22 protein-coding genes are annotated in these 26,425 nt (G+C 73.0%); 8 read left to right on the forward strand and 14 right to left on the reverse strand.

From position 1 onward, the window contains the following. Window positions 1-131: 131 nt before the first annotated feature. Window positions 132-593 (reverse strand): GNAT family N-acetyltransferase, encoded by a 462-nt coding sequence (locus ACIRYZ_RS16945; protein WP_402944657.1) that lies wholly within the window; start codon window positions 591-593, stop codon window positions 132-134. Window positions 594-694: 101 nt separating this feature from the next. After that, on the reverse strand, window positions 695-1,486 hold the full coding sequence (locus tag ACIRYZ_RS16950) for a VOC family protein (RefSeq protein ID WP_402944660.1): 792 nt from the start codon (window positions 1,484-1,486) through the stop codon (window positions 695-697). A gap of 198 nt (window positions 1,487-1,684) precedes the next feature. On the opposite strand from ACIRYZ_RS16950, the gene ACIRYZ_RS16955 reads away from it, so the two are divergent. From ACIRYZ_RS16955 to ACIRYZ_RS16965, 3 genes are all read left to right on the forward strand, one after another. After that, the gene (locus ACIRYZ_RS16955; RefSeq protein WP_402944662.1) at window positions 1,685-3,928 is read left to right on the forward strand and encodes an ATP-dependent RecD-like DNA helicase; all 2,244 of its coding nucleotides are present in this window, start codon (window positions 1,685-1,687) and stop codon (window positions 3,926-3,928) included. Between the two features lie 225 nt (window positions 3,929-4,153). Further along, complete coding sequence (locus ACIRYZ_RS16960) at window positions 4,154-5,443, forward strand: citrate synthase (RefSeq protein WP_402944665.1); 1,290 nt, start codon at window positions 4,154-4,156, stop codon at window positions 5,441-5,443. A 541-nt stretch (window positions 5,444-5,984) separates the two neighbouring features. Beyond that, window positions 5,985-6,704 (forward strand): SDR family NAD(P)-dependent oxidoreductase, encoded by a 720-nt coding sequence (locus ACIRYZ_RS16965; RefSeq protein WP_402944668.1) that lies wholly within the window; start codon window positions 5,985-5,987, stop codon window positions 6,702-6,704. A gap of 65 nt (window positions 6,705-6,769) precedes the next feature. On the opposite strand, the gene ACIRYZ_RS16970 is transcribed toward ACIRYZ_RS16965, so the two are convergent. From ACIRYZ_RS16970 to ACIRYZ_RS16980, 3 genes are all read right to left on the reverse strand, one after another. Then, the gene (locus ACIRYZ_RS16970) at window positions 6,770-9,100 is read right to left on the reverse strand and encodes a heavy metal translocating P-type ATPase (protein ID WP_402944671.1); all 2,331 of its coding nucleotides are present in this window, start codon (window positions 9,098-9,100) and stop codon (window positions 6,770-6,772) included. 70 nt (window positions 9,101-9,170) lie between these two features. After that, window positions 9,171-9,389 carry a heavy-metal-associated domain-containing protein gene (locus ACIRYZ_RS16975; protein ID WP_387622602.1) on the reverse strand — a complete coding sequence of 73 codons (219 nt, stop codon included), beginning with the start codon at window positions 9,387-9,389 and terminating at the stop codon, window positions 9,171-9,173. Between the two features lie 117 nt (window positions 9,390-9,506). Beyond that, complete coding sequence (locus tag ACIRYZ_RS16980) at window positions 9,507-10,448, reverse strand: PrsW family intramembrane metalloprotease (RefSeq protein ID WP_402944674.1); 942 nt, start codon at window positions 10,446-10,448, stop codon at window positions 9,507-9,509. A 169-nt stretch (window positions 10,449-10,617) separates the two neighbouring features. Here ACIRYZ_RS16980 and ACIRYZ_RS16985 point away from each other — a divergent pair, with 169 nt between their 5' ends. Beyond that, window positions 10,618-11,787: a PP2C family protein-serine/threonine phosphatase gene (locus ACIRYZ_RS16985; RefSeq protein ID WP_402944677.1), complete on the forward strand. Its 1,170-nt coding sequence runs from the start codon at window positions 10,618-10,620 to the stop codon at window positions 11,785-11,787. Window positions 11,788-11,898: 111 nt separating this feature from the next. Here ACIRYZ_RS16985 and dhaL read toward each other — a convergent pair whose 3' ends face one another. Both dhaL and dhaK read right to left on the reverse strand, forming a co-directional pair. Further along, a complete protein-coding gene (gene dhaL / locus ACIRYZ_RS16990) occupies window positions 11,899-12,540 on the reverse strand; it encodes a dihydroxyacetone kinase subunit DhaL (RefSeq protein ID WP_402944680.1) in 642 nt (213 codons plus the stop codon). 19 nt (window positions 12,541-12,559) lie between these two features. Beyond that, complete coding sequence (dhaK, locus tag ACIRYZ_RS16995) at window positions 12,560-13,555, reverse strand: dihydroxyacetone kinase subunit DhaK (RefSeq protein ID WP_402944683.1); 996 nt, start codon at window positions 13,553-13,555, stop codon at window positions 12,560-12,562. A gap of 234 nt (window positions 13,556-13,789) precedes the next feature. Between dhaK and dhaM the strand changes: the two genes are divergently transcribed. Continuing rightward, window positions 13,790-14,182: a dihydroxyacetone kinase phosphoryl donor subunit DhaM gene (gene dhaM, locus ACIRYZ_RS17000; protein WP_402944686.1), complete on the forward strand. Its 393-nt coding sequence runs from the start codon at window positions 13,790-13,792 to the stop codon at window positions 14,180-14,182. Window positions 14,183-14,185: 3 nt separating this feature from the next. On the opposite strand, the gene ACIRYZ_RS17005 is transcribed toward dhaM, so the two are convergent. Next, window positions 14,186-15,913 carry a bifunctional 3'-5' exonuclease/DNA polymerase gene (locus tag ACIRYZ_RS17005; protein WP_402944687.1) on the reverse strand — a complete coding sequence of 576 codons (1,728 nt, stop codon included), beginning with the start codon at window positions 15,911-15,913 and terminating at the stop codon, window positions 14,186-14,188. 155 nt (window positions 15,914-16,068) lie between these two features. On the opposite strand from ACIRYZ_RS17005, the gene ACIRYZ_RS17010 reads away from it, so the two are divergent. Next, window positions 16,069-18,093 (forward strand): M3 family metallopeptidase, encoded by a 2,025-nt coding sequence (locus tag ACIRYZ_RS17010; protein WP_402944689.1) that lies wholly within the window; start codon window positions 16,069-16,071, stop codon window positions 18,091-18,093. Between the two features lie 3 nt (window positions 18,094-18,096). Here the strand turns inward: ACIRYZ_RS17010 and ACIRYZ_RS17015 are convergent, their stop codons facing one another. Together ACIRYZ_RS17015 and ACIRYZ_RS17020 are read right to left on the reverse strand one after the other, a co-directional pair. Continuing rightward, the gene (locus ACIRYZ_RS17015) at window positions 18,097-19,560 is read right to left on the reverse strand and encodes a cellulase family glycosylhydrolase (protein ID WP_402944692.1); all 1,464 of its coding nucleotides are present in this window, start codon (window positions 19,558-19,560) and stop codon (window positions 18,097-18,099) included. 146 nt (window positions 19,561-19,706) lie between these two features. Further along, window positions 19,707-20,333 (reverse strand): TetR family transcriptional regulator, encoded by a 627-nt coding sequence (locus ACIRYZ_RS17020; RefSeq protein WP_393025806.1) that lies wholly within the window; start codon window positions 20,331-20,333, stop codon window positions 19,707-19,709. 146 nt (window positions 20,334-20,479) lie between these two features. On the opposite strand from ACIRYZ_RS17020, the gene ACIRYZ_RS17025 reads away from it, so the two are divergent. Next, window positions 20,480-21,706 (forward strand): acyl-CoA dehydrogenase family protein, encoded by a 1,227-nt coding sequence (locus ACIRYZ_RS17025; RefSeq protein ID WP_380614221.1) that lies wholly within the window; start codon window positions 20,480-20,482, stop codon window positions 21,704-21,706. A 17-nt stretch (window positions 21,707-21,723) separates the two neighbouring features. Here the strand turns inward: ACIRYZ_RS17025 and ACIRYZ_RS17030 are convergent, their stop codons facing one another. From ACIRYZ_RS17030 to ACIRYZ_RS17040, 3 genes are all read right to left on the reverse strand, one after another. After that, the gene (locus ACIRYZ_RS17030) at window positions 21,724-22,326 is read right to left on the reverse strand and encodes a hypothetical protein (protein WP_402944696.1); all 603 of its coding nucleotides are present in this window, start codon (window positions 22,324-22,326) and stop codon (window positions 21,724-21,726) included. Window positions 22,327-22,453: 127 nt separating this feature from the next. Beyond that, entirely contained in the window at window positions 22,454-23,263 is an 810-nt protein-coding gene (locus ACIRYZ_RS17035) for an enoyl-CoA hydratase/isomerase family protein (RefSeq protein ID WP_393025815.1), read from the reverse strand. 35 nt (window positions 23,264-23,298) lie between these two features. Continuing rightward, complete coding sequence (locus tag ACIRYZ_RS17040; protein WP_402944699.1) at window positions 23,299-23,988, reverse strand: TetR family transcriptional regulator; 690 nt, start codon at window positions 23,986-23,988, stop codon at window positions 23,299-23,301. 187 nt (window positions 23,989-24,175) lie between these two features. On the opposite strand from ACIRYZ_RS17040, the gene ACIRYZ_RS17045 reads away from it, so the two are divergent. Continuing rightward, window positions 24,176-25,702: an MFS transporter gene (locus ACIRYZ_RS17045; RefSeq protein ID WP_402944702.1), complete on the forward strand. Its 1,527-nt coding sequence runs from the start codon at window positions 24,176-24,178 to the stop codon at window positions 25,700-25,702. Between the two features lie 165 nt (window positions 25,703-25,867). Here the strand turns inward: ACIRYZ_RS17045 and ACIRYZ_RS17050 are convergent, their stop codons facing one another. Further along, on the reverse strand, window positions 25,868-26,419 hold the full coding sequence (locus ACIRYZ_RS17050; RefSeq protein ID WP_402945231.1) for a GNAT family N-acetyltransferase: 552 nt from the start codon (window positions 26,417-26,419) through the stop codon (window positions 25,868-25,870). Window positions 26,420-26,425 lie beyond the last annotated feature (6 nt).

Below are 26,425 nucleotides of genomic sequence, written 5' to 3' on the forward strand. Positions count from 1 at the left end.
TACTGCAGGGGGGACCCTGTGGGAGAGTAGGACGCCGCCGAACAATCATTCAGAAAAGGCCCCACCCGGTTTCCGGGTGGGGCCTTTTCGCGTTTTCGCGCCTTAGGGCACGGCTTGATTCAGGGTTCGATTCAGAGCTTGAGCTTGAATCCGAGGTGCGAGGCCACGAAGCCGAGTCGCTCGTAGAAGCGGTGCGCGTCGGTCCGCGTCGCGTCCGAGGTCAGCTGGACGAGGTCGGCCTCCAGCGCGCGGGAGCGTTCGACGGCCCACTGGATCAGTTCGGTGCCGAGCCCGTTGCCGCGTTCGTCGGCGTGGATGCGGACGGCCTCGACGATCGTGCGGGTGGCGCCCGCCCGGGAGAGGCCCGGGACGACCGTGAGCTGCAGGGTTCCGACCACGCGGCCGGCGCGTTCGGCCACCACCAGGTGCTGGTGCGGGTCGCCGTCGATGCGGGCGAAGGCGGTGCGGTACGGGGCGAGGTCGTCGGGGCTCTCCCGGGTGGCGCCCAGTGGGTCGTCGGCGAGCATGGCCACGATTGCCGGCAGGTCGCCTTCGCCGGCCCGTCGAATCGTCAGAACAGCCGTTTCAGTCATGATCAGAGGCTAGAGCGGCCCCGGGAGGCGGACCCACCCCTGTCTACGCCCGTAGCACCCCTTCACGGCCTTTCTGAGGGGTAATGCGCGGTAATGCGGAGTCAGTCCCCGGGCTCGGCACTCGTGATGACGGCGAAGACGGCGCCGTGCGGGTCGAGCAACTGGGCGAGGCGGCCGACGCCGTGGACGTCCGTCGCGGGGATCCGTACCTTCGCGCCGAGGGTGTCGGCGATGGCGAGGCTGGCGTCCACGTTGGGGACCTCGAAGTAGGGGAGCCAGTGCGAGCCGGTGCCGCGCGCGGTGTGTTCGGGGCCGAGCTGCATGATGCCGCCGTGGGCGTCGTCGGTGCCGCCGCCCGCCGGGGTGAGGACGGTGTAGATCACCTCGCCGAGCGGGACGTCCTGCTCCTGCCAGCCGAAGACCACGCGGTAGAAGGCCTTGGCCCGCTCGGCGTCGATGCTGTAGCACTCGGCCCAGCAGAGGCTGCCCTCGTCGTTGACGAGGTCCAGACCGCGGGTGTCGCGGGGTTGCCAGACCGCGAAGTCGGCACCGGTCGGGTCGGTGTAGCCGGCCATCCGGCCCGCCGTGAAGACGTCGAAGGGGGTGAACCGGACCCGGCCGCCGGACTGTTCCACGAGTTCGGTGGTGCGGTCGGCGTCGAGGGTGGCGAAGTACAGGGTCCAGCCGGGCAGGGCGCCCTCCTCGGCGAGCGGGCCGAGGGCCCCGACCGTGCGGCCGTCGAGCTGGAAGAGGCCGTAGCCGCCGGCCTCGGGGCCGGCCGAGTCGAAGGACCAGCCGAACAGCGCGGTGTAGAAGTCCACGGAGGCCCTGGTGTCAGGGCTGCTCAGGTCGAGCCAGTCCGGGGAACCGGGGCGGAAGGCGGTGTTGAGCATGGCGGCACTGCTCCTCGGACGGGGCCCGTGCGGTCGCGGGCGCGGTCGAGATCCCCTGGACCTCCCAGCCTGACACCTCGGAGGGGCCGGTGCACGGCGGGCTTCCGTCGGATTCCGCGCGGTTCCGGGCTTGTCGGCGGGGGGCGGTACGGTGCGTAACGGAAGGGTCCACCCGTACTGGTCGAAGAGGGGGCTCCGGTGGGCAAGCAGCCGCAGTCGGGGCAGCAGGCGCAGCAGGCGCCGCGCCAGCTGGCGCAGGTCGAGGGCGTGCTGGAGCGGATCACCTACGCCAATGAGGAGACCGGCTACACCGTGGCCCGGGTGGACACCGGCCGGGGCGGAAACGACCTGCTCACGGTGGTGGGCGCGCTGCTGGGGGCGCAGGTCGGGGAGTCGCTGCGGCTGCACGGCCGGTGGGGCTCGCACCCGCAGTACGGGCGGCAGTTCGTGGTGGAGAACTACACCACGGTGCTGCCGGCCACGGTGCAGGGCATCCAGCGCTACCTGGGCTCGGGGCTGATCAAGGGAATCGGGCCGCGGTTCGCCGAGCGGATCGTGGAGCGCTTCGGGGTGGACACCCTGGAGGTGATCGAGAACGAGCCGGGTCGGCTGATCGAGGTGCCCGGACTGGGACCGAAGCGGACCAGGAAGATCGCCGAGGCCTGGGAGGAGCAGAAGGCCATCAAGGAGGTCATGGTCTTCCTGCAGGGGGTCGGGGTGTCGACCTCGCTGGCGGTGCGGATCTACAAGCAGTACGGCGACGCCTCGATCGGCGTGGTGAAGAACGAGCCGTACAAGCTGGCGGCGGACGTCTGGGGCATCGGCTTCCTGACGGCGGACCGGATCGCCCAGGCGGTGGGCATCCCGCACGACAGCCCGGAGCGGGTGAAGGCGGGGCTGCAGTACGCGCTGTCGCAGAGCAGCGACCAGGGGCACTGCTACCTGCCGGAGGAGCGGCTGATCGCGGACGGCGTGAAGCTGCTGCAGGTGGACGTGGGGCTGGTGATCGACTGCCTGGCCGAGCTGATCGCCGCCGAGGGAGTGGTGCGCGAGACGGTGCCGGGCGAGGCGGGCGAGCTGATCACCGCGGTCTACCTGGTGCCGTTCCACCGGGCGGAGATCTCGCTGGCCAACCAGCTGCTGCGGCTGCTGCGTTCGGACTCCGACCGGATGCCGTGGTTCGCCGGGGTGGACTGGCCGGTGGCGCTGGAGTGGCTGGCGAAGCGGACGGGGGCGGAGCTGGCGCCGGAGCAGGAGCAGTCGGTGCGGCTGGCGCTGACGCGGAAGGTCGCGGTGCTGACGGGCGGTCCGGGCTGCGGGAAGTCGTTCACGGTGAAGTCGATCGTGACGCTGGCGCTGGCCAAGCGGGCGAAGGTGGTGCTGGCGGCGCCGACCGGCCGGGCGGCGAAGCGGTTGTCGGAGCTGACCGGGGTGGAGGCCTCGACGGTGCACCGGCTGCTGGAGCTGAGGCCGGGCGGGGACGCCGCGTACGACCGGGACCGGCCGCTGGACGCGGACCTGGTGGTGGTGGACGAGGCCTCGATGCTGGACCTGATCCTGGCGAACAAGCTGGTCAAGGCGGTCCCGCCGGGCGCTCACCTGCTGTTCGTGGGGGACGTGGACCAACTGCCCTCGGTGGGCGCCGGGGAGGTGCTGCGGGACCTGCTGGCCGAGGACGGGCCGATCCCGTCGGTGCGGCTGACCCGGATCTTCCGGCAGGCCCAGGAGTCGGGGGTGGTGACCAACGCGCACCGGATCAACGAGGGGAAGCCGCCCCTGACGGAGGGTCTGGCGGACTTCTTCCTGTTCGTGGAGGACGACGCGGAGCGGGCGGCCGGGCTGACGGTGGACGTGGTGGCGCGCCGGATCCCGCAGAAGTTCGGCTTCGACCCGCGCCGGGACGTCCAGGTGCTGGCGCCGATGCATCGCGGCCCGGCGGGGGCGGGGAACCTGAACACGCTGCTGCAGGCGGCGGTGACGCCGGCCCGGGAGGGGTTGGCGGAGCGGCGTTTCGGCGGGCGGACGTTCCGGGTGGGGGACAAGGTCACCCAGATCCGCAACAACTACGACAAGGGGCGGAACGGCGTCTTCAACGGCACAGTGGGAGTGGTGACCGCCCTCAGTGCGGACGACCAGCGGCTGACGGTGGTCACCGACGAGGACGAGGAGGTGGTGTACGACTTCGACGAACTGGACGAGCTGGCCCACGCGTACGCGGTGACGATCCACCGCTCGCAGGGCAGCGAGTATCCGGTGGTGGTGATTCCGGTCACCATGTCCGCTTGGACGATGCTCCAGCGAAATCTGCTTTACACCGCGGTGACCAGGGCCAGAAAACTCGTCGTGCTGGTCGGGTCACGGAAGGCGATCGCGCAGGCCGTGCGGGCCGTCAGTGCAGGTCGGCGGCATGCCGCCCTCGATCATCGGCTTGCTTCTGGATGATTATCCAGCAGGATGGTTGCCTCTAAGGTTCTCTTGACGTGAAGAGATTTACGGCAGAGCCTAGGGTGGTGCCGATCTTGTCCGGTTCGTACCGGCTGCGGCGGCAGGTTTTGTAGGGGCGGGCCCTTCCGGGCCACCCCGGGTGCGCGACTGTCCTCCGGATGGGGGATGGTAGAGACAGTCAGGGCACCTTGGAAGAGGATTCATTTCGTCGGTGAGGAAGACGTGAGCGACAACTCGGTAGTACTGCGGTACCAGGACGGCGAGTACGAGTACCCCGTCGTCGAGAGCACTGCGGGCAACTCCGGCTTCGACATCTCGAAGCTGCTCCCGCAGACCGGCCTGGTCACCCTGGACAACGGCTTCGGTAACACCGCTGCGTACAAGTCCGCGATCACCTTCGTGGACGGCGACAACGGCATCCTTCGGTACCGCGGCTACCCGATCGAGCAGCTCGCAGCGCAGGGCGGCTTCATCGAGACCGCGTACCTCCTGATCAACGGCGAGCTGCCCAACGCGGACCAGCTGGCGGAGTTCAGCCGCGAGATCACCCAGCACACGCTGCTGCACGAGGACGTCAAGCGCTTCTTCCAGGGCTTCCCGCGGGACGCCCACCCGATGGCCATGCTGTCCTCGGTGGTCGGTGCGCTCTCCACGTTCTACCCGGAGAGCCACAACCCCTTCGACGCGGCCCAGCGCCACCTGTCGACCGTCCGCCTGCTGGCCAAGCTGCCGACGATCGCCGCGTACGCGTACAAGAAGGCGATGGGCCAGCCCTTCGTCTACCCGCGCAACGACCTGAGCTACGTCGAGAACCTCCTGCGGATGACCTTCGCGGTCCCCGCCGAGGACTACGAGCTCAACCCGGTCGTCGTCAACGCCCTGGACAAGCTGCTCATCCTGCACGCGGACCACGAGCAGAACTGCTCGACCTCCACCGTGCGCCTGGTCGGCTCCAGCCACGCCAACCTGTTCGCCTCGATCTCGGCCGGCATCTCGGCCCTGTGGGGCCCGCTGCACGGCGGCGCCAACCAGGCCGTGCTGGAGATGCTGGAGAGCATCCAGAAGGACGGCGGCGACGTCGACGCGTTCATCACGAAGGTGAAGAACAAGGAAGCCGGCGTCAAGCTGATGGGCTTCGGCCACCGCGTCTACAAGGCCTTCGACCCGCGGGCCGCGCAGGTCAAGCTGCTCGCGCACGAGGTCCTCGGCCAGCTCGGCAAGAACGACGAGCTGCTGGAGATCGCGCTCAAGCTGGAGGAGCACGCCCTCAAGGACGACTTCTTCATCTCGCGCAAGCTGTACCCGAACGTGGACTTCTACACCGGCCTGATCTACCGCGCCATGGGCTTCCCGACCAGCATGTTCACCGTGCTGTTCGCCCTCGGCCGGCTGCCCGGCTGGATAGCCCACTGGCACGAGATGATCAACGACCCGACCAGCCGCATCGGCCGTCCGCGTCAGATCTACACCGGCACCGCGATCCGCGACTACGTCGCGCTCGACCAGCGCTGACGCACCGCGAGTGAACGGAGAGGGGCCCGGCCGCTGCTGAGCGGCCGGGCCCCTTCGCCGTCCCCGCGCCCCGGACCCGGAAGGGCCCGCGCGGGGACGGAACCGTACAGCGCACGACTCCGGGGCCGGCCGCAGCCGGGGACGGCCGCTCAAAGCGTCCCTGGCCCGCCACAACCCCGGCGCCGTGCGCGAAGGCCGTCGAGACCGACGACCGTTCCCGGGGCCCGCCGGAGCCCCGTCGGCGACAGCCGCTGGATGAGGGACGCATTGCCGTTAGTCGCGCCCCGACCCATCGGAAAAACTGCCGCACTACCAACCTAAGACGTATCAGCGTGCGAGAAGTTACGGCCGAGGGGTGTGAGCTGCCTCTCGCCACGCTCCGTAGGCGCGTCGTTCCGCGCTCATATCACACCTTCCCTCGCGCCCGACGTCACCCTCCCCGCAGTCACGGCAACCGAGCGTGATAGGAATCGTGGCATTCCGGTACGGACCGCCGCGCACCCTTGCAGCCCGGCGGCGGAACTGGGGAGGGAGTGCGCAGATGGCCAGGAACGTCGTCGTCACCGGCGGTGGTACGGGAATCGGGTACGAAGTCGCGCGGCGGTTCGCCGAGGCGGGCGAGCACGTCGTGATCGTCGGTCGGCGCCGGGAGGTCCTGGAGAAGGCCGCGGCCGAGCTCGGACCGAACGTGACCCCGCTGGTGTGCGACCTCGCCGACCCGGACGCAGTCGAGGTGGCGCTCGGCGGACTGCCCGAGCGGATCGACGTGCTGGTGAACAACGCCGGCAGCCGGGAGACCGTGGTCGGCGGCGGACCGCACGCCCTGCTGGCCCGCTGGCGCGGCGACTTCGAGCGCAACGTGCTGACCGTGGTGCTGCTCACCGAGTCGATTCGGGACCGGCTCACCCCCGGTTCCGGCCGGGTGGTTACCATCAGCTCCATCGCCGCCCTGCGCGGGGCCGGCTCGTACGGCGCCGCGAAGGCCTCGCTGCACGCCTGGAACCACTTCCTGGCCGCCCAGTTGGGGACCTCGGGGATCACCGCCAACATCGTCGCGCCCGGGACGGTCAGCGGCACCGAGTTCTTCGGACCGCGGCTGGACGATGCCGAGGTGGCCCGCCGGGCGGCGCGCACGCTGCTCGGCCGGATCGGCGAGACCGGTGAGGTCGCGGCGGCGGTGCACTTCCTGGCCTCGCCGGAGGCCGGGTTCATCACCGGCGAGATCCTGCACTGCAACGGCGGCGAGCTGCTGGGGCGTTGAGGCACGGCGAAGGCCCCGGACCGGTCGTCGGTCCGGGGCCTTCGCGCTGTTCGGGCGCGGTGTCGTCAGGCGGGCTGGAAGCGGCGCAGCCGGAGGCTGTTGGTGACCACGAAGACCGAGGAGAAGGCCATCGCGGCCCCGGCGATCATCGGGTTGAGCAGTCCGGCGGCGGCCAGCGGGATCGCCGCCACGTTGTAGCCGAAGGCCCAGAACAGGTTGCCCCTGATAGTGGCGAGGGTGCGGCGGGAGAGCCGGATCGCGTCGGCCGCCGAGCGCAGGTCGCCGCGGACCAGGGTGAGGTCGCCGGCCTCGATGGCGGCGTCGGTGCCGGTGCCCATGGCCAGGCCCAGGTCGGCCTGGGCGAGCGCGGCCGCGTCGTTGACGCCGTCGCCGACCATCGCGACCGTCCGGCCCTCGGCCTGCAGCCGCTTGACGGTGTCCACCTTGTCCTCGGGCAGCACCTCGGCGACCACATCCTGCGGGTCGATGCCGACCTCGGCGGCCACCGCCTCGGCCACCGCCCGGTTGTCGCCGGTCAGCAGCACCGGGCGCAGGCCGAGTGCCCGCAGCTCGGCGATGGCCTCGGCGCTGGTCGGCTTGACCGCGTCGGCGACCTCCAGGACGGCCCGGGCCTCGCCGTCCCAGCCGACCGCGACCGCGGTGCGGCCGGCCGCCTCGGCCCCGGCCTTGGCGCGGGCCAGGACGGGCGGCAGGTGCTGCGCGCGGTCGGCGAGCAGGGCCTCGCGCCCGGCCGTCACCGTACGGCCGTCCACGACGCCCTCCACGCCCCGCCCGGGCACGTTGCGGAAGTCCTCGACCACCGGCAGCGCACCGGTCCGCTCGGCGGCGGCGTCCGCGATCGCGCGGGCGATCGGGTGCTCGGAGGCGTGCTCCACGGCGCCGGCCAGGCGCAGCGCCTCGGCCTCGGTGACGCCCTCGGCGGTGTGCACGGCGAGCAGGGTCATCCGGCCGGTGGTGACGGTGCCGGTCTTGTCCAGCACGACGGTGTCGACCTTGCGGGTGGACTCCAGGACCTCCGGGCCCTTGATCAGGACGCCGAGCTGGGCGCCGCGGCCGGTGCCGACCAGCAGCGCGGTCGGGGTGGCCAGTCCGAGGGCGCACGGGCAGGCGATGATCAGCACGGCCACGGCGGCCGTGAACGACTCGGTGGGACTGCTGGTGGCCAGCAGCCAGCCGACCAGGGTGGCGAGCGCGATCAGGATGACCACCGGGACGAAGACGGCGGAGATCCGGTCGGCCAGGCGCTGGGCGGCGGCCTTGCCGTTCTGGGCCTCCTCGACCAGCTTGGCCATCCGGGCCAGTTGGGTGTCCGCGCCGACCCGGGTCGCCTCGACCACCAGGCGGCCGCCCGCGTTGACCGTGGCGCCGGTGACGGCGTCCCCGACGGTGACCTCCACCGGGACGGACTCGCCGGTGAGCATCGAGGCGTCCACGGCGGAACTGCCCTCGACCACCGTGCCGTCGGTGGCGACCTTCTCGCCGGGGCGCACCACGAAGCGCATGCCGACGGCCAGCCGGTCCACCGGCAGCCGGACCTCGCGTCCCACCCGTCGCCCACCACCACCCTTGTCCGAGGCCGCTTCGCGGCCGCCCCCCTCGAACTGAAGGACGGTGACGTCCTTGGCGCCGAGGTCGAGCAGGGCGTGCAGGGCGGCGCCGGCCCGGCGCTTGGAACGGGCCTCCAGGTAGCGGCCGAGCAGGATCAGCACCGTGACGGCGGCGGCGGTCTCCAGGTAGAGGGCGGAGGAGGCGTCGGCGTCGCCGATCGACAGCGAGAAGTCGTGGCGCATCCCCGGCATGCCGGCGTGGCCCCGGAACAGCGCCCAGCAGGACCAGCCGAAGGCGGCCAGGGTGCCGAGCGACACCAGGGTGTCCATGGTCGCGGCGCCGTGCTTGAGGTTGGTCCAGGCGGCGCGGTGGAAGGGCAGGCCGCCGTAGACCACGACCGGGCCGGTGAGCGCGAAGGCCAGCCACTGCCAGTTGGTGAACTGCAGGGCCGGGACCATCGACAGCAGGACCACTGGGACGCTGAGCACGGCGCTGATCAGCAGCCGGTCGTAGCGGGGGTCCTGGTCGGCGGGCCGCTCGGTGGCGGTGGCGGTGGCGGTGGCGGTGGCGGCCGGCTCGGGGGCCGGGGGCGGCGGGAGCTCGGCGGTGTAGCCGGTCCGCTCGACGGTGGCGATCAGGTCCTCCACCGAGACGCCGGGGCCGTAGTCGACCCGGGCCTTCTCGGTGGCGAAGTTGACGGTGGCCTCGACGCCGTCCAGCCGGTTGAGCTTCTTCTCGATGCGGGCCGCGCAGGAGGCGCAGGTCATCCCGCCGATCGACAGCTCGACCCGGTCCCGGGCCCCGACATCCGGGGCGGACGTGCTCATGCGGATCAGCTCCTTGGTGGGGGCGTACGGCGGGGGCCGTTCGGCCGGGCCCCCGCCGTACCGTGGTGGCTCAGGCGCTGTGGCCGACCAGTTCGTAGCCGGCCTCGTCGACGGCGGCGCGGACCTGCTCCTCGTCCAGCGGGGCGGCGGAGGAGACCGTCACGGTACCGGCCTGGGCGTCGGCGGCGACCTCGGTGACACCGGCCAGCGCGGAGAGCTCCTCGCTGATCGCCTTCTCGCAGTGGCCGCAGCTCATGCCGGACACGGTGTAGGTGATGGTGCTGGACATCGGGGGCCTCCGGAGGGTCGGTGCGGGTCTTGCTCTCTCTCGAACAACACCATACCCCTCTGGGGTATTTCTGGGAGGGGTGGGTGAGGTGGATCGCATCGTAGGCGACCGGGGTGGTCAGGCCGGGGAGGAGGGGTACTGGGCCGGGATCGGCGCCGTGGGCTCGCGTCGCAGCAGCAGGCGCAGCCAGAGCAGCCCGACCAGGGACACCAGGAGCAGGCCGGCCGCGTCGTAGGCGGTGTACAGGTGCACCTGCTCGCTGGTCGGGTCGGGCATGTAGCCGAGGTCGAACAGTGCGCGCTGGAAGGCGCTGGTGGTGGTCCGGGCGACCAGCCAGACGGCGATGCCGCCCGTGGAGTCCCAGAGGGCGTGGAGCAGCGACACGCCCAGGTAGGTGAGCAGGGCCGGGACGGTGAACCGGAAGTGGCCTCCGCGCCGCTCGCGGAACAGCACCCCGCCGATGATCGCGGTCCACAGGATGTGGCCGACCGGCGCGAGCACTCCGCGCAGGATCTCGGTCTCCACCAGGTCGTTCAGTGAGAGGCCCTGGATGCTCAGCACCGCGTTGAAGGCGTACCCGGCGCTCTCGAAGGCGGCGAACCCGGCGCCGACGGTGGCGCCCAGCACCAGCCCGTGCCGCAGGCCGCTGACCCGCAGCCGTCGGCTGACCGTCACCAGGGCGGCCAGCTTGACCGCCTCCTCGATCAGGCCGACGCCGACGTGCATCCACACCGAGGGTGAGAGCAGATAGCTCTCCAGTACCGAGGCGCCCAGGACGCCGATGATCCCGCCGATGCCGAAGCAGGCGAGGATCCGGTCCGGGCCCAGGTCGGCGGCGTAGCGCTCGTACGCCCAGATCGCCACGGTGACCGGGACGAGGAAGCTGCCGAGCAGCACGATCGTCGGGACCAGGTTGCTGTTGTCGGTGAAGAAGGTGACGAGGGCGGTGCAGGCCCAGAGCGCCAGGCCGGTCAGGAAGAACGTGAACCAGTGGTGGGGCCTGGCGGCCGTAGCGGTCTGAGGGGTGGAGAGGCGGTGAGTGGGTCGGTAACCGGACACCGGGAAGGGCCTCCTCTGAGTAGCCACGTTGGTCGAACTTTATGACAAATCAGGCAAGTGGGTGCAATCTGGACGGGCGTGGGGAGGGGTGGCGGCCGATCGGGACGAGGGTGGGCCCGATGGGGCGAGTGGGTGGTTCGGCGCCGCGATCGTCCCTTATGTTCGATATGTGTCTCCGATCCGCGGTGCCCAGTCGCCCTCGGCACCCACCGCCGCCGGACTGCCGACGGACCGGCAGCGTGACGCGCTGCTGGCCGCCGACCTCCAGGACGTGCCGTTCTGGCGGCGGGCGACCCCCGCGCTGATCGCCGTCCTGCTGGTCGGACTCGCGGACCTCCTCTCCGGCAAGGACCGCTACCTCGCGCCTCTGATGACCGTCGTCCCGGCCGTCGCCGCGCTCACCCTCAAACCCCGCGAACTGCTCGCGGTCTGCTCGGTCGGGCTGCTCGCGGTCTACGGACTCAGTCGCTACGACCAGGTCGACAACATCAACGACGCACGCTTCCTCTACGGTGCGATGGTCAGCTACCTGGTTCTGACGGTCTTCTCGGCCTGGGTGGCCAAGATCCGGATGCGGCGGGCGGCGGCCTTCGCGGCGGTCAGCTCCGTCGCCGAGGCCGCCCAGCGGGCCCTGCTGCGGTTGCCGGGGCCGGCCGTCGGGCCGCTGCGACTGGCCGTGCGGTACGTGTCGGCGGCGGACGCCTCGCGGATCGGCGGGGACCTGTACTCGGTGCTGGAGACGCCGCACGGGACGCGGGTCGCGGTCGGGGACGTCCGGGGCAAGGGGCTGGCGGCCGTCCAGACGGCGGCGGTGGTGCTCGGCGCGTTCCGCGAGGCCGCGTACGACGAGGCCGGGCTGCGGGGCGTCGCGGCGCGGATCGAGGCCAGCGTCGAGCGGCACGTACCGGACGGGGAGTTCACCACGGCGCTGTTCGCGGAGTTCCGCACACCCGGGGAGATGGAGCTGCTGCAGTACGGGCACGTGGCGCCGATCCGGGTGGACGGCGACGGGCACGCGCACGTGCTGGACGCGCCGGACCCGTGGGTGCCGCTGGGCCTCGGCCGGCTGGCGGCCGGGAAGCCGGCCACCTGGGGGCAGCCGTTCGGGGCGGAGGACGTGCTGGTGCTCTGCACGGACGGGGTGATCGAGGCGCGGCACCGCAGGAGCGGGGAGTTCTATCCGCTGGCGGAGCGGGTCGGGCCGCTGGTACGGGGAGCCGCGCGCTCGGCGGGGGAGCTGGAGGCGGCGGTGGGGCGGGTGTACGCGGACCTGCTGGCGCACACGGGTGGGGAGTTGCGGGATGACGCCTTGTTGTTGCTGATCACGCGGACGGATTAGGGGGCGCGGGGCTGGGCGGGGCGCAGCGGGGTGCGGGAGGGCGGGTGCGGGTTGGGGACCTTCCGCTTCGCGCGGTTGGGTCGGGGGATCAGGGGACGGGGTGGGTGCGGCTCAGCCGGTGGTGACGTCGGCGAGGGCGCGGAAGAGCAGAGCGGTGGAGGTGGCACCGGGGTCCTGGTGGCCGATGCTGCGTTCGCCGAGGTAGGAGGCGCGGCCCTTGCGGGCCTGGAGGGGGACGGTGTCGCGGGCGCCCCGGTCGGCGGCCTCGGCGGCGGCCGCGGCCGCCTCGGGGAGGGCGGCGCCGGTGGCGGCCGCGTGGCGGAAGGCGGCGACGGCCGGCGTCCAGGCGTCGACGATGGTCTTGTCCCCGGGTTCGGCCTTGCCGAGGGTGCGGATGGCGTCCAGGCCGGCCGCGAGGGCCTCGGCGACGTCGGCCGGGGCGGCGGGCTCGGGGAGGGCGGCGCCGATGGCGCGGAAGGCCTTGCCGTAGAGCGGGCCGGAGGCACCGCCGACCTTGGAGATGAGGGTGGTGCCGGTCTTGGTGAGGACGGCGCCGGGGCCCGCCGGCTGGAGGCCGTCCAGGGCGGTCAGGACGGCGGCGAAGCCCCGCTGGAGGTTGCTGCCGTGGTCGCCGTCGCCGATCGCGGAGTCCAGTTCGGTGAGCCGGGTCTGCTCCTTCTCGACGGCCGCGGCGATCGCACGGATCCAGGCTTCGGCCAGTGGGATGTCGAACAGCGGGGTGTCGAAGTCCATCGCGTCTCCTTCGAACGGCTCAGGCCCGCTTGAGGGCGGGGGTGTCGACCGGGGCGTCCCAGAGTTCCAGCAGCTGGGTGTCGGCCTTGGTGAGGGTGAGTGAGAAGCCCGCCATGTCCAGGCTGGTGACGTAGTTGCCGACCAGGCTGCGGGCCACCCCGATGCCGCGCGCGGCGAGCCGGGCGGCGACCTCGCCGTAGACCACGTACAGCTCCAGCAGCGGCGTCGCGCCGAGGCCGTTGAGCAGGGCGATCACCTCGTCGCCCGGGGTCAGGTGGTGGTCGGTGAGGATGGTCTCGACCACCTCGGCGGCCAGTTCGTGGGCCGGGCGGAGCTTCTCGCGGCGGCGGCCGGGCTCGCCGTGGATGCCGACGCCGACCTCGATCTCGTCCTCGGGCAGCTCGAAGCCGGGCTTGCCGGCGGCCGGGACGGTGGCCGCGGTGAGCGCGATCGCGAAGGAGCGGGAGGCGGCGTTCACCCGCTCGCCCAGGGCGGCCACCTCGTCCAGCGGGGCGCCGCGTTCGGCCAGCGCGCCGGCGGTCTTCTCGACCAGGACGGTGGCGCCGGTGCCCCGGCGCCCGGCCGTCCAGGTGGAGTCCTCGACCGCGACGTCGTCGTTGACCAGGACGGTGCGGACCTCCAGGCCCTCCTCGGCGGCGAGTTCGGCGGCGAGCTCGAAGTTCATCACGTCGCCGGTGTAGTTCTTCACCACGAAGACCACCCCGGCGCCGTTCTCCACCGCCTTGGCGGCGGCCAGCATCTGGTCCGGGACGGGCGAGGTGAACACCTCGCCGGGGCAGGCGGCGTCGAGCATGCCGGGGCCGACGAAGCCGCCGTGCAGCGGCTCGTGGCCGGAGCCGCCGCCGGAGATCAGCGCGACCTTGGGGCCGGCCGGGCGGGCGGCCCGGGTGATCACCCGGTTGGGGATGTCGACCGTCAGCTCGGGGTGGGCGGCGGCGACTCCGGCCAAGGCGTCCTCCAGGACGCTCTCCGGGGTGTTGATCAGCTTCTTCAACGCTCTTCGCTCCCTAGGTGGCCTTGAGATCAGGACGCTGTGGCGGACGCTGCTGACGCCGACGCTACGCCAGACGGGGGTGCGGGGCACGGGGTGCGACACGCGCGATTCCGGTCACTCTGTCGGAGCAGCGGGACGGGGCCGTAGGGTCGCGGGCATGAGTGAGCGAAGCGAGCGAATCATTCGAAGGTGCGCGTCTCGCGAAGCGACCGGCGAGCGAAGCGAGGCGGGCGCATGAGCGAACACGTGGGCATTGTCCTGGTTTCGCACAGCGCCAAGCTGGCCGACGGGCTGCGCGAGCTGCTCGGTGAACTCGCCCCGGGCGGCGTGCGGGTGGCGGTCGCGGCCGGGACGGAGGACGGCGGGCTCGGCACCAGCTACGAGCTGATCGCCGGGGCGATCGCGGAGGCGGACGGCGGGGCGGGCGTGGTCGTGCTGCCGGACCTCGGCAGTTCGGTGCTCACCGCGGTGACGGTGCTGGAGGACGAGCCGCGTCCGGGCGTGCGGCTGGTGGACGCGCCGTTCGTGGAGGGCGCGGTGGCGGCCGCCGTCACCGCCTCGACCGGGGCGGGGCTGGCCGAGGTGGTCGCGGCCGCCGCGGACGCGCGTACCTTCCACAAGCTGTAGGGCTCACTTGGCGTCCGCGTAGCAGTCCACCACCGCCGTGTTGAGCGGGAACCGCACCGGGGTGTCGCCGAAGACCAGTCGCCGGGCCTCGTCGCCGGCCTCGGCGACGGCGGTGGCCACCTCGTCGGCCAGGTTGGCCGGGGTGTGCACGATCACCTCGTCGTGCTGGAAGAACACCAGGTGCGGGCGGTCCGCCGGGCCCGCCACCGGCAGTTCGCCCAGCCGTCGGCGCAGCGCCGCGAGCAGGGCCAGTGCCCAGTCGGCGGCGCTGGCCTGGATGACGAAGTTGCGGGTGAACCGGCCGCGGGCGCGGGCGGTGCGCCCGCCCGCCTCGCCTGCGGTGTCGGCCTCGGTGAGGTCGAGGAAGTCGGCGGAGGCGGGCGGGCAGACCCGGCCGAGCCGGGAGGCGACCACGCCGCCGTCCTCGCCGGTCCGGGCGGCGGCCTCCACGTAGCCCATCGCGGCGGGGTAGCGGCGGCGCAGGGTGTTCAGCAGCGGGCCGATGTCGCCGCTGGTCTGCCCGTACATGGCGCCGAGCAGACCGAGTTTGGCCTTGTCGCGGTCGCCCTGGAAGGCGTTGGCGGCGAGCGCCTCGTAGAGGTCGCCGCCGGCCGCGGTGCGGGCCAGGCCGGCGTCCTGGGAGAGCGCGGCGAGCACGCGCGGTTCCAGTTGGGCGGCGTCGGCGACGACCAGCAGCCAGCCCGGGTCGGCGACCACGGCGCGGCGCAGGATGCGCGGGATCTGCAGGGCGCCGCCGCCGCGGCTGGCCCAGCGGCCGGAGACCACGCCGCCGACCACGTACTCGGGCCGGAAGCGCCCGCCGCGGGCCCAGGCGTCCTGCCAGGCCCAGCCGTGGGCGACGTGGATCCGGGCCAGCTCCTTGTAGCGGATCAGCAGCTGGGCGGCCGGGTGGTCGATGCCCTTGAGCTCCCAGGAGCGGGTGGAGCCGAGCTGGATGCCGGCCTCGGCGAAGGCGCGCAGCACCTGGGTGTGCGAGTCGGGGTTGAACGGCTTGGCGCCGAGGGCCTGTTGGAGCTCGACGGCGAGTTCGGCGAGGCGCCGGGGCTGGGTGCCGGGGACGGTCGGGCGCGGGCCGAGCAGCTCGGTCAGCAGGTGGTCGTGGACGTCGGCGCGCCAGGGCAGGCCGTCGTGGGCCATCTCGGCGGCCGCCAGCGCGCCGGCCGACTCGGCGGCGACCAGCAGCCGGAAGCGCTGCCGGGCGGCCGGGTCGGCGATGGCGGCGATCCGCCGCTGCTGCTCGGCGTGCACGGCCACCACGGCGGCCAGCGGGTCGGCGCCGGGCGGCAGTTGCAGCCGGTCGGGGGCGAACAGGGTGTCCTGGCCGTCGTCCGCGTCGGCCAGGCCCGGTTCCGGCAGGTCGTCCGGGACGGGCAGGCCGCGCAGCCGGGACCAGGCGGCGCCGAGCGAGCGCGGCGCGCCGAAGCGGCCCTCGTGGCTCAGCAGCAGGGCCTCGACCAGCCGCAGGTCGTGGCAGCGGGCGAGCCGGTCGGGCAGCCGGGGCAGCAGCGGGGCGTACCCGGAGTCGGCGGCGGCCCAGACCCAGCGCGGCCCGGGCGGACGATCGCTCCCGGCGGCCTCCCGGGCGGCGACGGCGGCGGCGAGGTCGCGGACGGCCTCCGGCGGGCCGAGCGGCGCCCCGGCGTCGTCCAGCGGCTGGAGGCGGCCGCCGGGGCCGTGGGGGTCGGGCGCGAGGGCGGTTCTGGGGGCCACGGGGGCGTCTCCTCTCCGGCGGGCGGTCTGACGTGCGGGTGGGGTCACGGGCGTGCGGGTCGACAGGTCTGCGGCGTCGACGTTAACGGGTGGGGCCGACAATCGGGATCGGGGGCGTGTGGGCAGGGCGGATGACACCGCGTATGGTCGGCGAAATGACCGAGAACCCGTTCTTCACGCCCAGCCCCCTGGTCTACCAACTGCCGCCCTACGCCGAGATCCGGCAGGAGCACTACCTGCCCGCGTACGAGCGCGGGATGGCCGAGCAGCTGGCCGAGATCGCGGCGATCACCGACACCCACTCGACCCCCACCTTCGAGAACACCCTGGTGGCCCTGGAGCGCTCCGGCGAGCTGCTGAGCCGGGTGGACGCGGTGTTCCGCAACCAGTCCTCCTCCGACACCACCGAGCTGCTGGACGAGGTGGAGGCGACGGTGAGCCCGCTGCTCGCCGCCCACCACGACGCGATCCACCTGGACCAGAAGCTGTTCGCCCGGATCGAGGCGCTGTACGAGGCCCGGGCCGGTCTGGAACTCGACCCGGAGTCGCTGCGGCTGCTGGAGCGCCGGTACACCGCCTTCGTCCGCTCCGGCGCCCGGCTCGGCGCGGCCGAGCAGGCCCGGCTGCGCGAGCTGAACGCCGAACTGGCCGCGCTGGGCACCACGTTCCAGCAGAACGTGAACGCCGCCACCCGGGCCGCCGCGCTGGTCGTGGACTCCGCCGAGGAGCTGGCCGGGCTGTCCGAGGGCGCGATCGCCGGCGCCGCCGAGAACGCCAAGGTGCTCGGCCGTGAGGGCGCGTACGTGCTGAGCCTGAAGAGCACCTCCGGCCAGCCCGAGCTGGCCCAGCTCAGCGACCGTTCGGTGCGCGAGCGGCTGCTGGCGGCCTCGCTCGCCCGCGGTGGCGAGGCCAACGGCCCGCTGGCGATCCGGATGGCCGGGCTGCGCGCCGAGCGGGCCGCGCTGCTGGGGTTCCCGAGCCACGCCGCGTACGTGGTGGCGGACGAGACGGCCGGGACGGTGGAGGCGGTCTCCGGCCTGCTGGCCCGGCTGGTGGAGCCGGCCGTGGCCAACGCCCGCCGGGAGGCCGCCGAGCTGGCCAAGGTGGCGGCCGCGGACGGGATCGAGGAGATCGCCGCGCACGACTGGGCGTACTACTCGGAGAAGGTCCGGCAGGCCTCCTACCAGGTGGACGCGGCGGCGCTGCGCCCGTACTTCGAGCTGGAGCGGGTGCTGAAGGACGGGGTGTTCTTCGCCGCGAAGCTCGCGTACGGGCTGAGCTTCACCGAGCGGCCGGAGCTGACGGCGCACCACCCGGACGCCCGGGTCTTCGAGGTGTTCGAGGAGGACGGCGGCTCGCTGGGCCTGTTCATCGGGGACTTCCACGCCCGGGCGTCCAAGCGCGGCGGCGCCTGGATGGACGAGCTGGTCGGCCAGTCCGGACTGACCGGGCAGCGGCCGGTGGTGCTGAACAACCTCAACATCCCGCGGCCGGCGCCCGGCGAGCCGGCGCTGCTCAGCTGGGACGAGGTGCGCACGCTCTTCCACGAGTTCGGGCACGCGCTGCACGGGCTGTTCTCGGACGTCACCTACCCGCTGTTCGCGGGTACGGCGGTGCCGCGGGACTTCGTGGAGTTCCCCTCGCAGGTCAACGAGATGTGGATGGTCCGGCCGGAGGTGCTGGCCAACTACGCCCGCCACCACGAGACCGGGGAGCCGCTGCCGGCCGAGCTGGTCGAGCGGATGACGGCGGCCGAGGGCTTCGGGCAGGGCTTCCGGACGGTGGAGTACCTGGCCGCGACGCTGCTGGACTGGGCCTGGCACACCCTGCCGCAGGGCCACGAGGTCGCGGACGCCGGGGAGTTCGAGGAGCGGGCGCTGGCGGAGGCCGGGATCGCCTTCCCGGCGATCCCGCCGCGCTACCGCACGCCGTACTTCCAGCACATCTTCTCCAGCGGCTACAGCGCCGGGTACTACGCGTACATCTGGTCGGAGGTGCTGGACGCGGACACCGTGCGATGGTTCGAGACCAACGGGAAGTCGGTGCGGGACAGCGGTGAGCTGTTCCGGCGCGAGCTGCTGGCGCGCGGCAACAGTTCGGACCCGCTGGAGTCCTTCCGAGCGGTGGTCGGCCGGGCGCCGGAGACCGGGCCGCTGCTGGAGCGCCGGGGCCTCGCCTGATCGTCAGCGCGGTGTGAGTCCGACCGTCACCGGGGTGCCCGGACGGGCGTGCGGGAGCCGGATCCGTACGGTTCCCGCACGTCCGTCCGCGGGCTGTTCGACCTCGACGCGGGCGCCGGCGGGGGAGACGGCGACCTGGACGCCGGGCGGGAACGCGGTGGGCGGCAGCACGAGTTCGGTGCTGCGCCCGGTGCCGTCGGCCGTCCAGCGGACGGTGGCGCCGTCGGTGCGGACGTCGGTGCGGACGTCGGTGCCGGCGACGGCCACCGGGTACGGGCCGAAGGCGGGCTCGTCCCCGGGGGCCGGGTGCCCGGCCGGGTCGAGCGCGCAGTAGCCGCCGGTGCCGTGGCACCAGTACCACATCGTCCAGCCCTCGGCGAAGCCGTCCATCGCGGCGACCTGCCGGCGGACCAGCTGGCGGTTGCCCGGGGTGCGGGAGTCGGGCGGGCCCCACTCGCCGACCAGGACCGGCAGGCGGTTCGCCGTGGGGTAGCCGCTGATCGCGGCGGTGTACTGCTCCACGAAGCCGTCGGCCGGGTTCCAGTCGGCGCCGTTCTCCACCGCGGTGTCGTAGAAGTGCGGGGCGTAGCCGAGCCGGGGCGCGCCCGGGCGGGGGTCGGTGAAGCCGGGCAGCCGGGTGGGCACGCCCTGGCCGACCAGGACGGTCGGTTCGACGAACAGCCAGGCGCGGGAGTCGACCCGGCGTACGGCGGCGATCAGGCGGCGGTACATGTCGGCGAGCCGGCCCTGCTCCAGGGCGGCGGAGGCGGCGGCGAGCACCGCCGGGTCGCTCGGGTCGCCGTCCACCGGGCCGAACGGCTCGTTGAACAGGTCGTAGCCCAACAGGGAGCGGTGGCCGCGCAGTTCGCCGGCCAGTCGGGTGTAGAAGTCGGCCTGCCAGGCGCGCAGGTCGGGGTCGTCGTAGAGGTGGCGGAAGGCGGCCTGGACGGCGGGTTGGAAGTAGCCGGCGAACCAGTCGTTCGGGTCGGGGGTGAAGGGCAGGCCGTCGTCGCGGGTGGCCCAGGGCGGGATGCCGTTGGTGCCGCCGCCGAACCTCGGTCCGTAGACGTCCTGGTGGAAGTCGACCAGGACGAGCAGGCCCAGGCGGTCGGCCCAGCCGAGGAGTTGCTGCAGCCGGTGCAGTTCGGTGGGGTCGAGCCGGCCGCGTTCGGGCTCCAGCCTGGTCCAGGAGATCGGCAGTCGGAGCAGGGTGAAGCCTTGGGCGGCAAGGGACTTGAGGTCGGCCTCGGTGGCCTCGGCGTACTTGTCGAGGTTGAAGCCGTGCAGCTGGAGGTGCCGGCCCTGGGCGTCGGTGAGCGCGGTGCGACCGTCCGGGGCGGTGGCCGTTCCGGTGGGGAAGTGGTCCCGGTGCCCGTCGTGGGCCGAGGCCGAGGCTGGGGTGGCGGGGGCGTTCAGGGCCGCGGTGGCGGCGAGCAGCAGGGCAACGGCGGTGCGGCGCAGGCGCATCGGGGACCTCGCACGGCGGGGGGTGGGGGCCCTGATGATGCCCGCGGCGCCGGGGGTGGCACAAGGGTCGTGCGCGAAACGGAAGTTCGGCTCGCTGCGGCTCGGCTCGCTGCGGCTCGGCCCATGCCGGTCCGGCTCGCGGCGGTTCAGTCGGCGGCGGGCTCGGCCGGGGTGGGCGGCAGGACGGCGGTCGGCAGGTCCGCGGCGGCGGCCAGGCGGCCCCAGAGCAGGTCGGCGAGCGCCTGCACCATGCGGGTGCGCGAGCAGGGCTTGGTCTCCAGCCACCAGTCCCCGGCGGCCAGCACCATGCCGGTGATGCCCCGGCCCCAGGCCTCGGCGAGCAGGTCGCGGTCGGCGCCGAGGTCGATCTGGCTCTGCACGGCCCGGGTGATCTCCTCGGCGATCTGCCGGAGGGCGGGGGCCAGCGCGTTGCCGGCGCCGCTCGGGTCGCCGGGCTCGGGGTGGGTGAGCAGCCGGTAGACCTGCGGGCGGGCCTCGATTCCGGCGAGGTAGGTGTCCAGCACGTGTTCGACCCGGTCGCGGCGTTCCAGCGGTTCGGCCAGAGCGGCCCGGATCGCGGCCAGCAGCCCGCCGGTGTGGCGTTCGGTGAGGGCGCTGATCAGCCCGTTCCGGTCGCCGAAGTGCCGGTAGAGGATCGGCTTGGTGATGCCGGCCTCGGCGGCGATGGCGTTCATGCTGGCGCTCGGCCCCTCGCGCTGGATGACCCGGTCGGCGGCGTTGAGCAGCTGCTCGCGGCGGGGCTCTCGGGACATGCGCTGCTCCTCGGGATCGGGGCCGGGATCGGGTCTACGGGGTCTGCGGGGGCGTTGACACCGGTTACCAATCAGTAGCAGACTCCGACGATGTTACCCGAGGTAACACCCCGGTCGGCCGTACCCCTTCTTCGGAGGCATGCACCATGAGCAGCACGTTCTCGCTGGACCCGGGCGCGGACCAGCTCGCCGTACGCGACTGGCTGCACGGCTTCGCCGCCGACGTGATGCGCCCGGCCGCCGCCGAGTGGGACGAGCGCGAGGAGACCCCCTGGCCGGTCATCCAGGAGGCCGCCAAGCTGGGCATCTACTCGCTGGACTTCTACGCCCAGCAGTACTTCGACCCCTCCGGCGTCGGCATCCCGATCGCCATGGAGGAGCTGTTCTGGGGCGACGCGGGCATCGGGCTGTCCATCGTCGGCACCACGCTGGCCGCCGTCGCGGTGCTCGCCAACGGCACCGACGAGCAGATCGGCACCTGGACCCCGCAGATGTTCGGCACCCCGGACGACCTCAAGGTGGCCGCCTTCTGCTCCTCCGAGCCGGACGCCGGCTCCGACGTGGGCGCGCTGCGCACCCGGGCCGTCTACGACGAGGCCAAGGACGAGTGGGTGCTGAACGGCACCAAGACCTGGGCCACCAACGGCGGGATCGCGGCCGTACACGTCGTGGTCGCCAGCGTCGACCCGGAGCTCGGCACCCGCGGGCACGCCTCCTTCGTCGTCCCGCCGGGCACTCCGGGACTGAGCCAGGGTCAGAAGTTCAAGAAGCACGGCATCCGCGCCTCGCACACCGCCGAGGTGGTGCTGGACGGCGTCCGGGTGCCCGGCAGCTGCCTGCTCGGCGGCAAGGAGAAGCTGGACGAGCGGCTGGCCCGGGCCCGGGAGGGCGTCAAGCGCTCGGGCGGCAAGGGCAACGCGGCGATGGCCACCTTCGAGGCCTCCCGCCCCGCCGTCGGCGCGCAGGCGATCGGCATCGCCCGGGCCGCGTACGAGGTGGCGCTGGACTACGCGAAGACCCGGGAGCAGTTCGGCCGTCCGATCATCGACAACCAGGGCGTGGCCTTCCAGCTCGCCGACATGAAGACCCGGATCGACGCGGCCCGGCTGCTGGTGTGGCGGGCGTCCTGGATGGCCGTCAACAACCAGCCGTTCACCGCCGCCGAGGGCTCGATGTCCAAGCTGTACGCGGGCGAGACGGCCAAGTTCGTCACCGCGCAGGCGATGCAGATCCTCGGCGGCAACGGCTTCACCCGGGAGTACCCGGTGGAGCGGATGCACCGGGACAGCGCGATCTACTCGATCTTCGAGGGGACCAGCGAGATCCAGCGGCTGGTCATCGCCCGGGCGATCTCGGGGATGCCGATCCGCTAGGGCCTGTCTCCCGGCGGCTACCGGGCCAGCCAGAAGGTGAGCCCGGCGGTGACCGCGCCCACCACCGCGCCGACGATCGTCTGCGCGGTGGTGTGGTCCCGCAGCACCACCCGGGACCAGCCGATCACCGCGACCAGCGGGTAGAGCAGCAGCCACAGCGGGCCGAGCGCGATGCCGAGGCAGGTCACCGCGCCGCCGGCCACGGCGGTGTGCACGGAGACCTTCCACCAGACGGTGATCGCCAGGATCGGGAACAGCGAGGCGAACATCGCCGCGACCATCGCGGTCAGGTCTGCGGGGGCGTCCAACCAGATCATCACCGCGAAGCTGGTCAGCACCGAGCCCATGATGAAGGGGATGACGGTCAGCCGGCGCTGCCGGTGGCCGACGTGCCGGTCCTCCAGGGTGCCCTTGCGGATGCCGCGCTGGATGAACAGGGTCGGTATGACGGCGGCGAACAGCGCCGCGAAGGCGGCCCAGCCGAGGCCCGCCAGACCGTAGCGGAGGCCGCCGATCAGCAGGCAGATCGCGATGATCACGTTCTTCGGCTCGACGCCGTCGGTGACCCGGCGGGCCCAGGTCGTCCGGCTGGTGGGGGCGGTCGTGGCCTCGGTGGTCATCGGGGTCGCTGCTCCGGGTCGTAAGGGCGGTCGGCGGCTCGGTAGGGTCGTCGGCGGCTCGGCGCCGGTCGGATGATCGTACGTGAGCCGCCGGCGCCACCACCCGCCACTGCCCGTCCGGACCGGCTCAGAACCGGGGCGGGCGGCCCTCCAGGAACGCGGCCAGGCCCTCGTGCACGTCCGAGGCCTCCCGCGAGCGCCGCTCCCACGGCTCCAGCGCCTCGGCCGCCCGTTCGGCAGGGACGGCCAGCGCGGACTTCACCGCGCCGATGGTCTGGGTCGAGCGGGTGGTCAGCAGCCGGGCGAACTCCAGCGCGGCGGCGTCCAGTTCGGCGACCGGCAGGACCTTCTCCGCGAGGCCGAGCGGCAGCGCGTCCCGGCCGGACACCAACTCGCCGGAGAACAGCAGGTACTTGGCCCGGGCCGGGCCGACCAGCCGGGCCAGCCGCAGGGTCGGCACGGCCGGGTAGACCACGCCGAGCTTGGCCGGGGTGATCCCCAGCCGGGCGTTGTCGGCGACGAAGCGCAGGTCGCAGGCGACGGCCAACTGGCAGCCGCCGCCCACGCAGGCGCCGTGCACCACGGCGATCGTCGGGTGCGGGAAGGCGGCGAGCGCCTCCTCGGCGGCCACGTTGATCGCGTGGTAGGCGTCCGCGCGCTGCGGATCGCCGTACACCTCGGCGAGTTCGGTGATGTCCGCGCCGGCGCTGAAGGTGTTCCCGGCGCCGGTCAGCAGCAGGGCGCGCACGCCCTCCTGCTCGGCGATCTGCGCCAGGACCTTGGGCAGCGCCTGCCAGATCGCCAGGGTCACCGCGTTGCGGCGGTGCGGGCGAGCGAACTCCAGCACCGCGACGCCGTCCTCGCCGACGTAGGCGTTCAGGCCGTCGGCCTGGGCGGGCAGGGTGGAGCGGTCCCGCGTGAGCAGCGGCTGGTCCATGCGTGCCTCCGGTCGGTCGTGGTGCGCCCACTCTCTCAGGCGGCGCCGGCGCAGTAGTCGCCGAGGCCTTGTTCGACCAGGGCGAAGGCGCGGCGGGCCTCGGCGAGGGCGGCGGGCAGGGCGTCGGCGGCGCGCTCGCCTTCCAGCATCCGCCGGTGGTTGTCGCCGATCAGGGTCAGCCGGACGGCCAGCAGCTGGGCAGCGGCGACCCGGGAGGTCAGCTCGTCGTGGGCCGGGTCCTGGGCGGCCAGCTCCGCGGCGAGCAGGGACTGCGCGCGCCGGTCGAAGGCGGCGGTGGCGCGGATGGCCAGCGCCGGGGTCTGGTGGATCAGCCGGACCACGTCCAGCACCACCTGGTCGTCGTTCAGGCCGGTGGCCGGGTCCAGGCGCTCCAGCGCGGCGAGGAAGTGCTCGCGCAGCGCCGCGACCGCCGAGGTGCCCGGGACGCGGTCGCGCACCGCCCGGGCCGGCTCGTCGAGGTGCTGCTCCATCGGGCCCATGACCAGGTCTTCCTTGGTGGGGAAGTAGTTGAAGACGGTCATCTTGGACACCTCGGCGGCGGCCGCGATCTCGGCCACCGAGACCTGGTCGAAGCCGCGCTCGGCGAACAGCCCGATGGCCGCGCGGAAGATCCGGATGCCGGTCTGGATCTTCTTGCGCTCGCGCAGCGGGAGCGCGTCGAGGTCGCGGTCGGGGCCGAGGTCCAAGCCGGAGTGGGTCGCCATGGGCTGACTGTACCAGGATCAAAGGTTGACCAGGATGAATGATGATCCTGGATGAAAGATAAGCCGGGATGAAAGATTGGTCTGGCTGAAGAATTGACCGAGTCTAAGAATTCTGCCATGGTGGTGACGAGCCCGCCGGACCACGCCGGTCCGGGCCGAACTCCACCGAATCCGGGGGGACTTCCCGATGGCATCCGCCGCTCCGAACACACCCGCCCAGGCCGGCACCGGCCTGATGACGGAGGCCCAGCGCAGTCTGGGCATGCTGCTCTGCCTGGTCACGATCGTGCTGGCCGTACTCGACTCGAACATCGTGTCGGCGGCCACCGTGCCGATCGTCCGCGACCTCGACCCCGTCCACGGCGTCGACCGACTGCCCTGGCTGGTCAGCGCCTTCGCCCTGGCCGCCACCGCGCTGCTCCCGCTCTACGGCAGGCTCTGCGACGTCTACGGCGCCAAGCGGGTGCTGCTGGGCGCGCTCGGCACCTTCCTGCTCGGCTCGGCGCTGTGCGGGGCCGCGCAGTCGATGGGCCAGCTGATCGCCTTCCGGGCCGTCCAGGGCATCGGCGGCGGCGGGCTGATGAGCGTCACCATGGTGGTCATGGCCCACCTCCAGGACCCGGCGGAGCGTGGCAGCGGCAAGGGCGGCGCGATGGGCGGCATCGTCGCGGGCCTCGGCATGGCCGTCGGCCCGCTGGTCGGGGCGCTGTTCACCGACCACCTCAGCTGGCGCTGGATCTTCTACGTCAACCTGCCGCTCGGCCTGCTCGTGGTGGCCGGCGTCGCCCTGGTGGTCAAGCTGCCGCAGACCGTCCGCCGGCGCGGCCTGGACTTCCTCGGCGCCACCCTGGCCGCCGCCTTCGCCACCGGGCTGCTGCTGGTCACCGAGTGGGGCGGCAAGGACTACGCCTGGACCTCCCCGGAGATCCTCGGACTGTCCGCCGCCACCCTGGCCGCCCTCGCCCTCTTCCTGTGGCGCCAGGCCACCGCCGCCGAGCCGGTGCTGCCGCTCTCGCTGTTCCGGATCCCGGTCGTACGGATCGGCTTCGCCGTCCAGGGCCTGGTCGGGATGGGCATGATGGGCTCGATCGTCTACGTGATGATCTACCTGCAGCTCGCCCGGGGGATCGCCCCGACCACGGCCAGCCTCTACCTGATGCCGATGGCGGCCGGGATGACCGGGGTCGGCCTGCTGGCCACCCGGCTGATCGCCCGCGGCCACGCGCCGCGCACCTTCCTGGCGGCCGGCGCCGTCTGCGGGACGCTCGCCCTGGTGCTGCTCGGGTTCAGCGGGCCGGACACCCCGCTGTGGGCGGTGGGCGCCGAACTCGCCCTGCTCGGCGCCGGGTTCGGCCAGCTGATCGGGCAGCTGGTCACCCTGGTGCAGGACAGCGCCCCGCGCCACCAGCTCGGCGTGGCGACCACCGGCATCCGGTTCTTCCAGACCCTCGGCGGAGCGCTCGGCGCGGCGTTCTTCGGCAGCCTGCTGGCCCGGGTGTTCGAGGCCGGTGAGCCGGGGCGGCCGCTCGGGGCGGTCCGGGTGCTGACCGGTGCGGCCCGGGAGCACGCGGTGCGCAGCTTCGCGGACGCGGTGGACGTGGTCTTCCTGTCGGCGGGCGGGGTGATGGCGCTGGTGCTGCTGCTGGCGCTGCGGCTGCGGGCGACGGAGGAGGCGGCCTCCGAGGCCGCCGGGAAGCCGGTGCTGGCGGCCTGAGCCGACAGTCCGAGCGGGCGTCGGCGGACGCCAGGGGGAAGCGGGGCCCGGTGGACTGCGGGGGAGTCCACCGGGCCTTGCTGCTCGTGCCGGGCCCCGCTGCTCGTGCCGGGCCCCGCTGCTCGTGCCGGGCCTCGGCCCGCTCCGGTCGAGCCCGGTCCGGGGTCAGGCCTTGGCGGCGGCCCACTCCGAGGCCAGGATCGCCCAGATCTCCTTGTCGTGGCGGACCCCGTTGTGCAGGAACCACTCGCGCAGCACGCCGTCCCGCCGCATGCCGACCCGCTCGGCCACCGCCCGGCTGCGGGCGTTGACGGCCGAGCACCACCACTCGGCGCGGTGCAGGCCGCGGGTGACGAAGGCGTAGTCGAGCAGCTGCCGGACGGCGGCGGTGATCAGCCCGCCGCCCTCGCCGGCCGGCTCGGTCCAGGCGCCGATCTCGCAGTTGCCGCTCTTGGTGTCGAAGTGCACGAACATCACGCCGCCGACCAGCGTGCCGTCCCGCCAGATGCCGTAGATCCGGCGTTGGTCGGCGGCCTGGCCGTCGGCGTAGCCCTGCAGGGTGGCGCGGGCCGAGTCCAGGTCGGTGGAGCGGGTGGCCCACGGGATCCACGGGTCGGTGTGGGCCCGGGCGCGGTCGATGTGGGCCAGGAACTCGGGGGCCTGCCAGGGCTCCAGCGGGCGCAGTTCGGCGTTCTCGGCGAGCGGTACGGAAAACACGGGCGG

The sequence above is a fragment of the Kitasatospora sp. NPDC101155 genome (assembly GCF_044768305.1).
Classification (GTDB): Bacteria; Actinomycetota; Actinomycetes; order Streptomycetales; family Streptomycetaceae; genus Kitasatospora.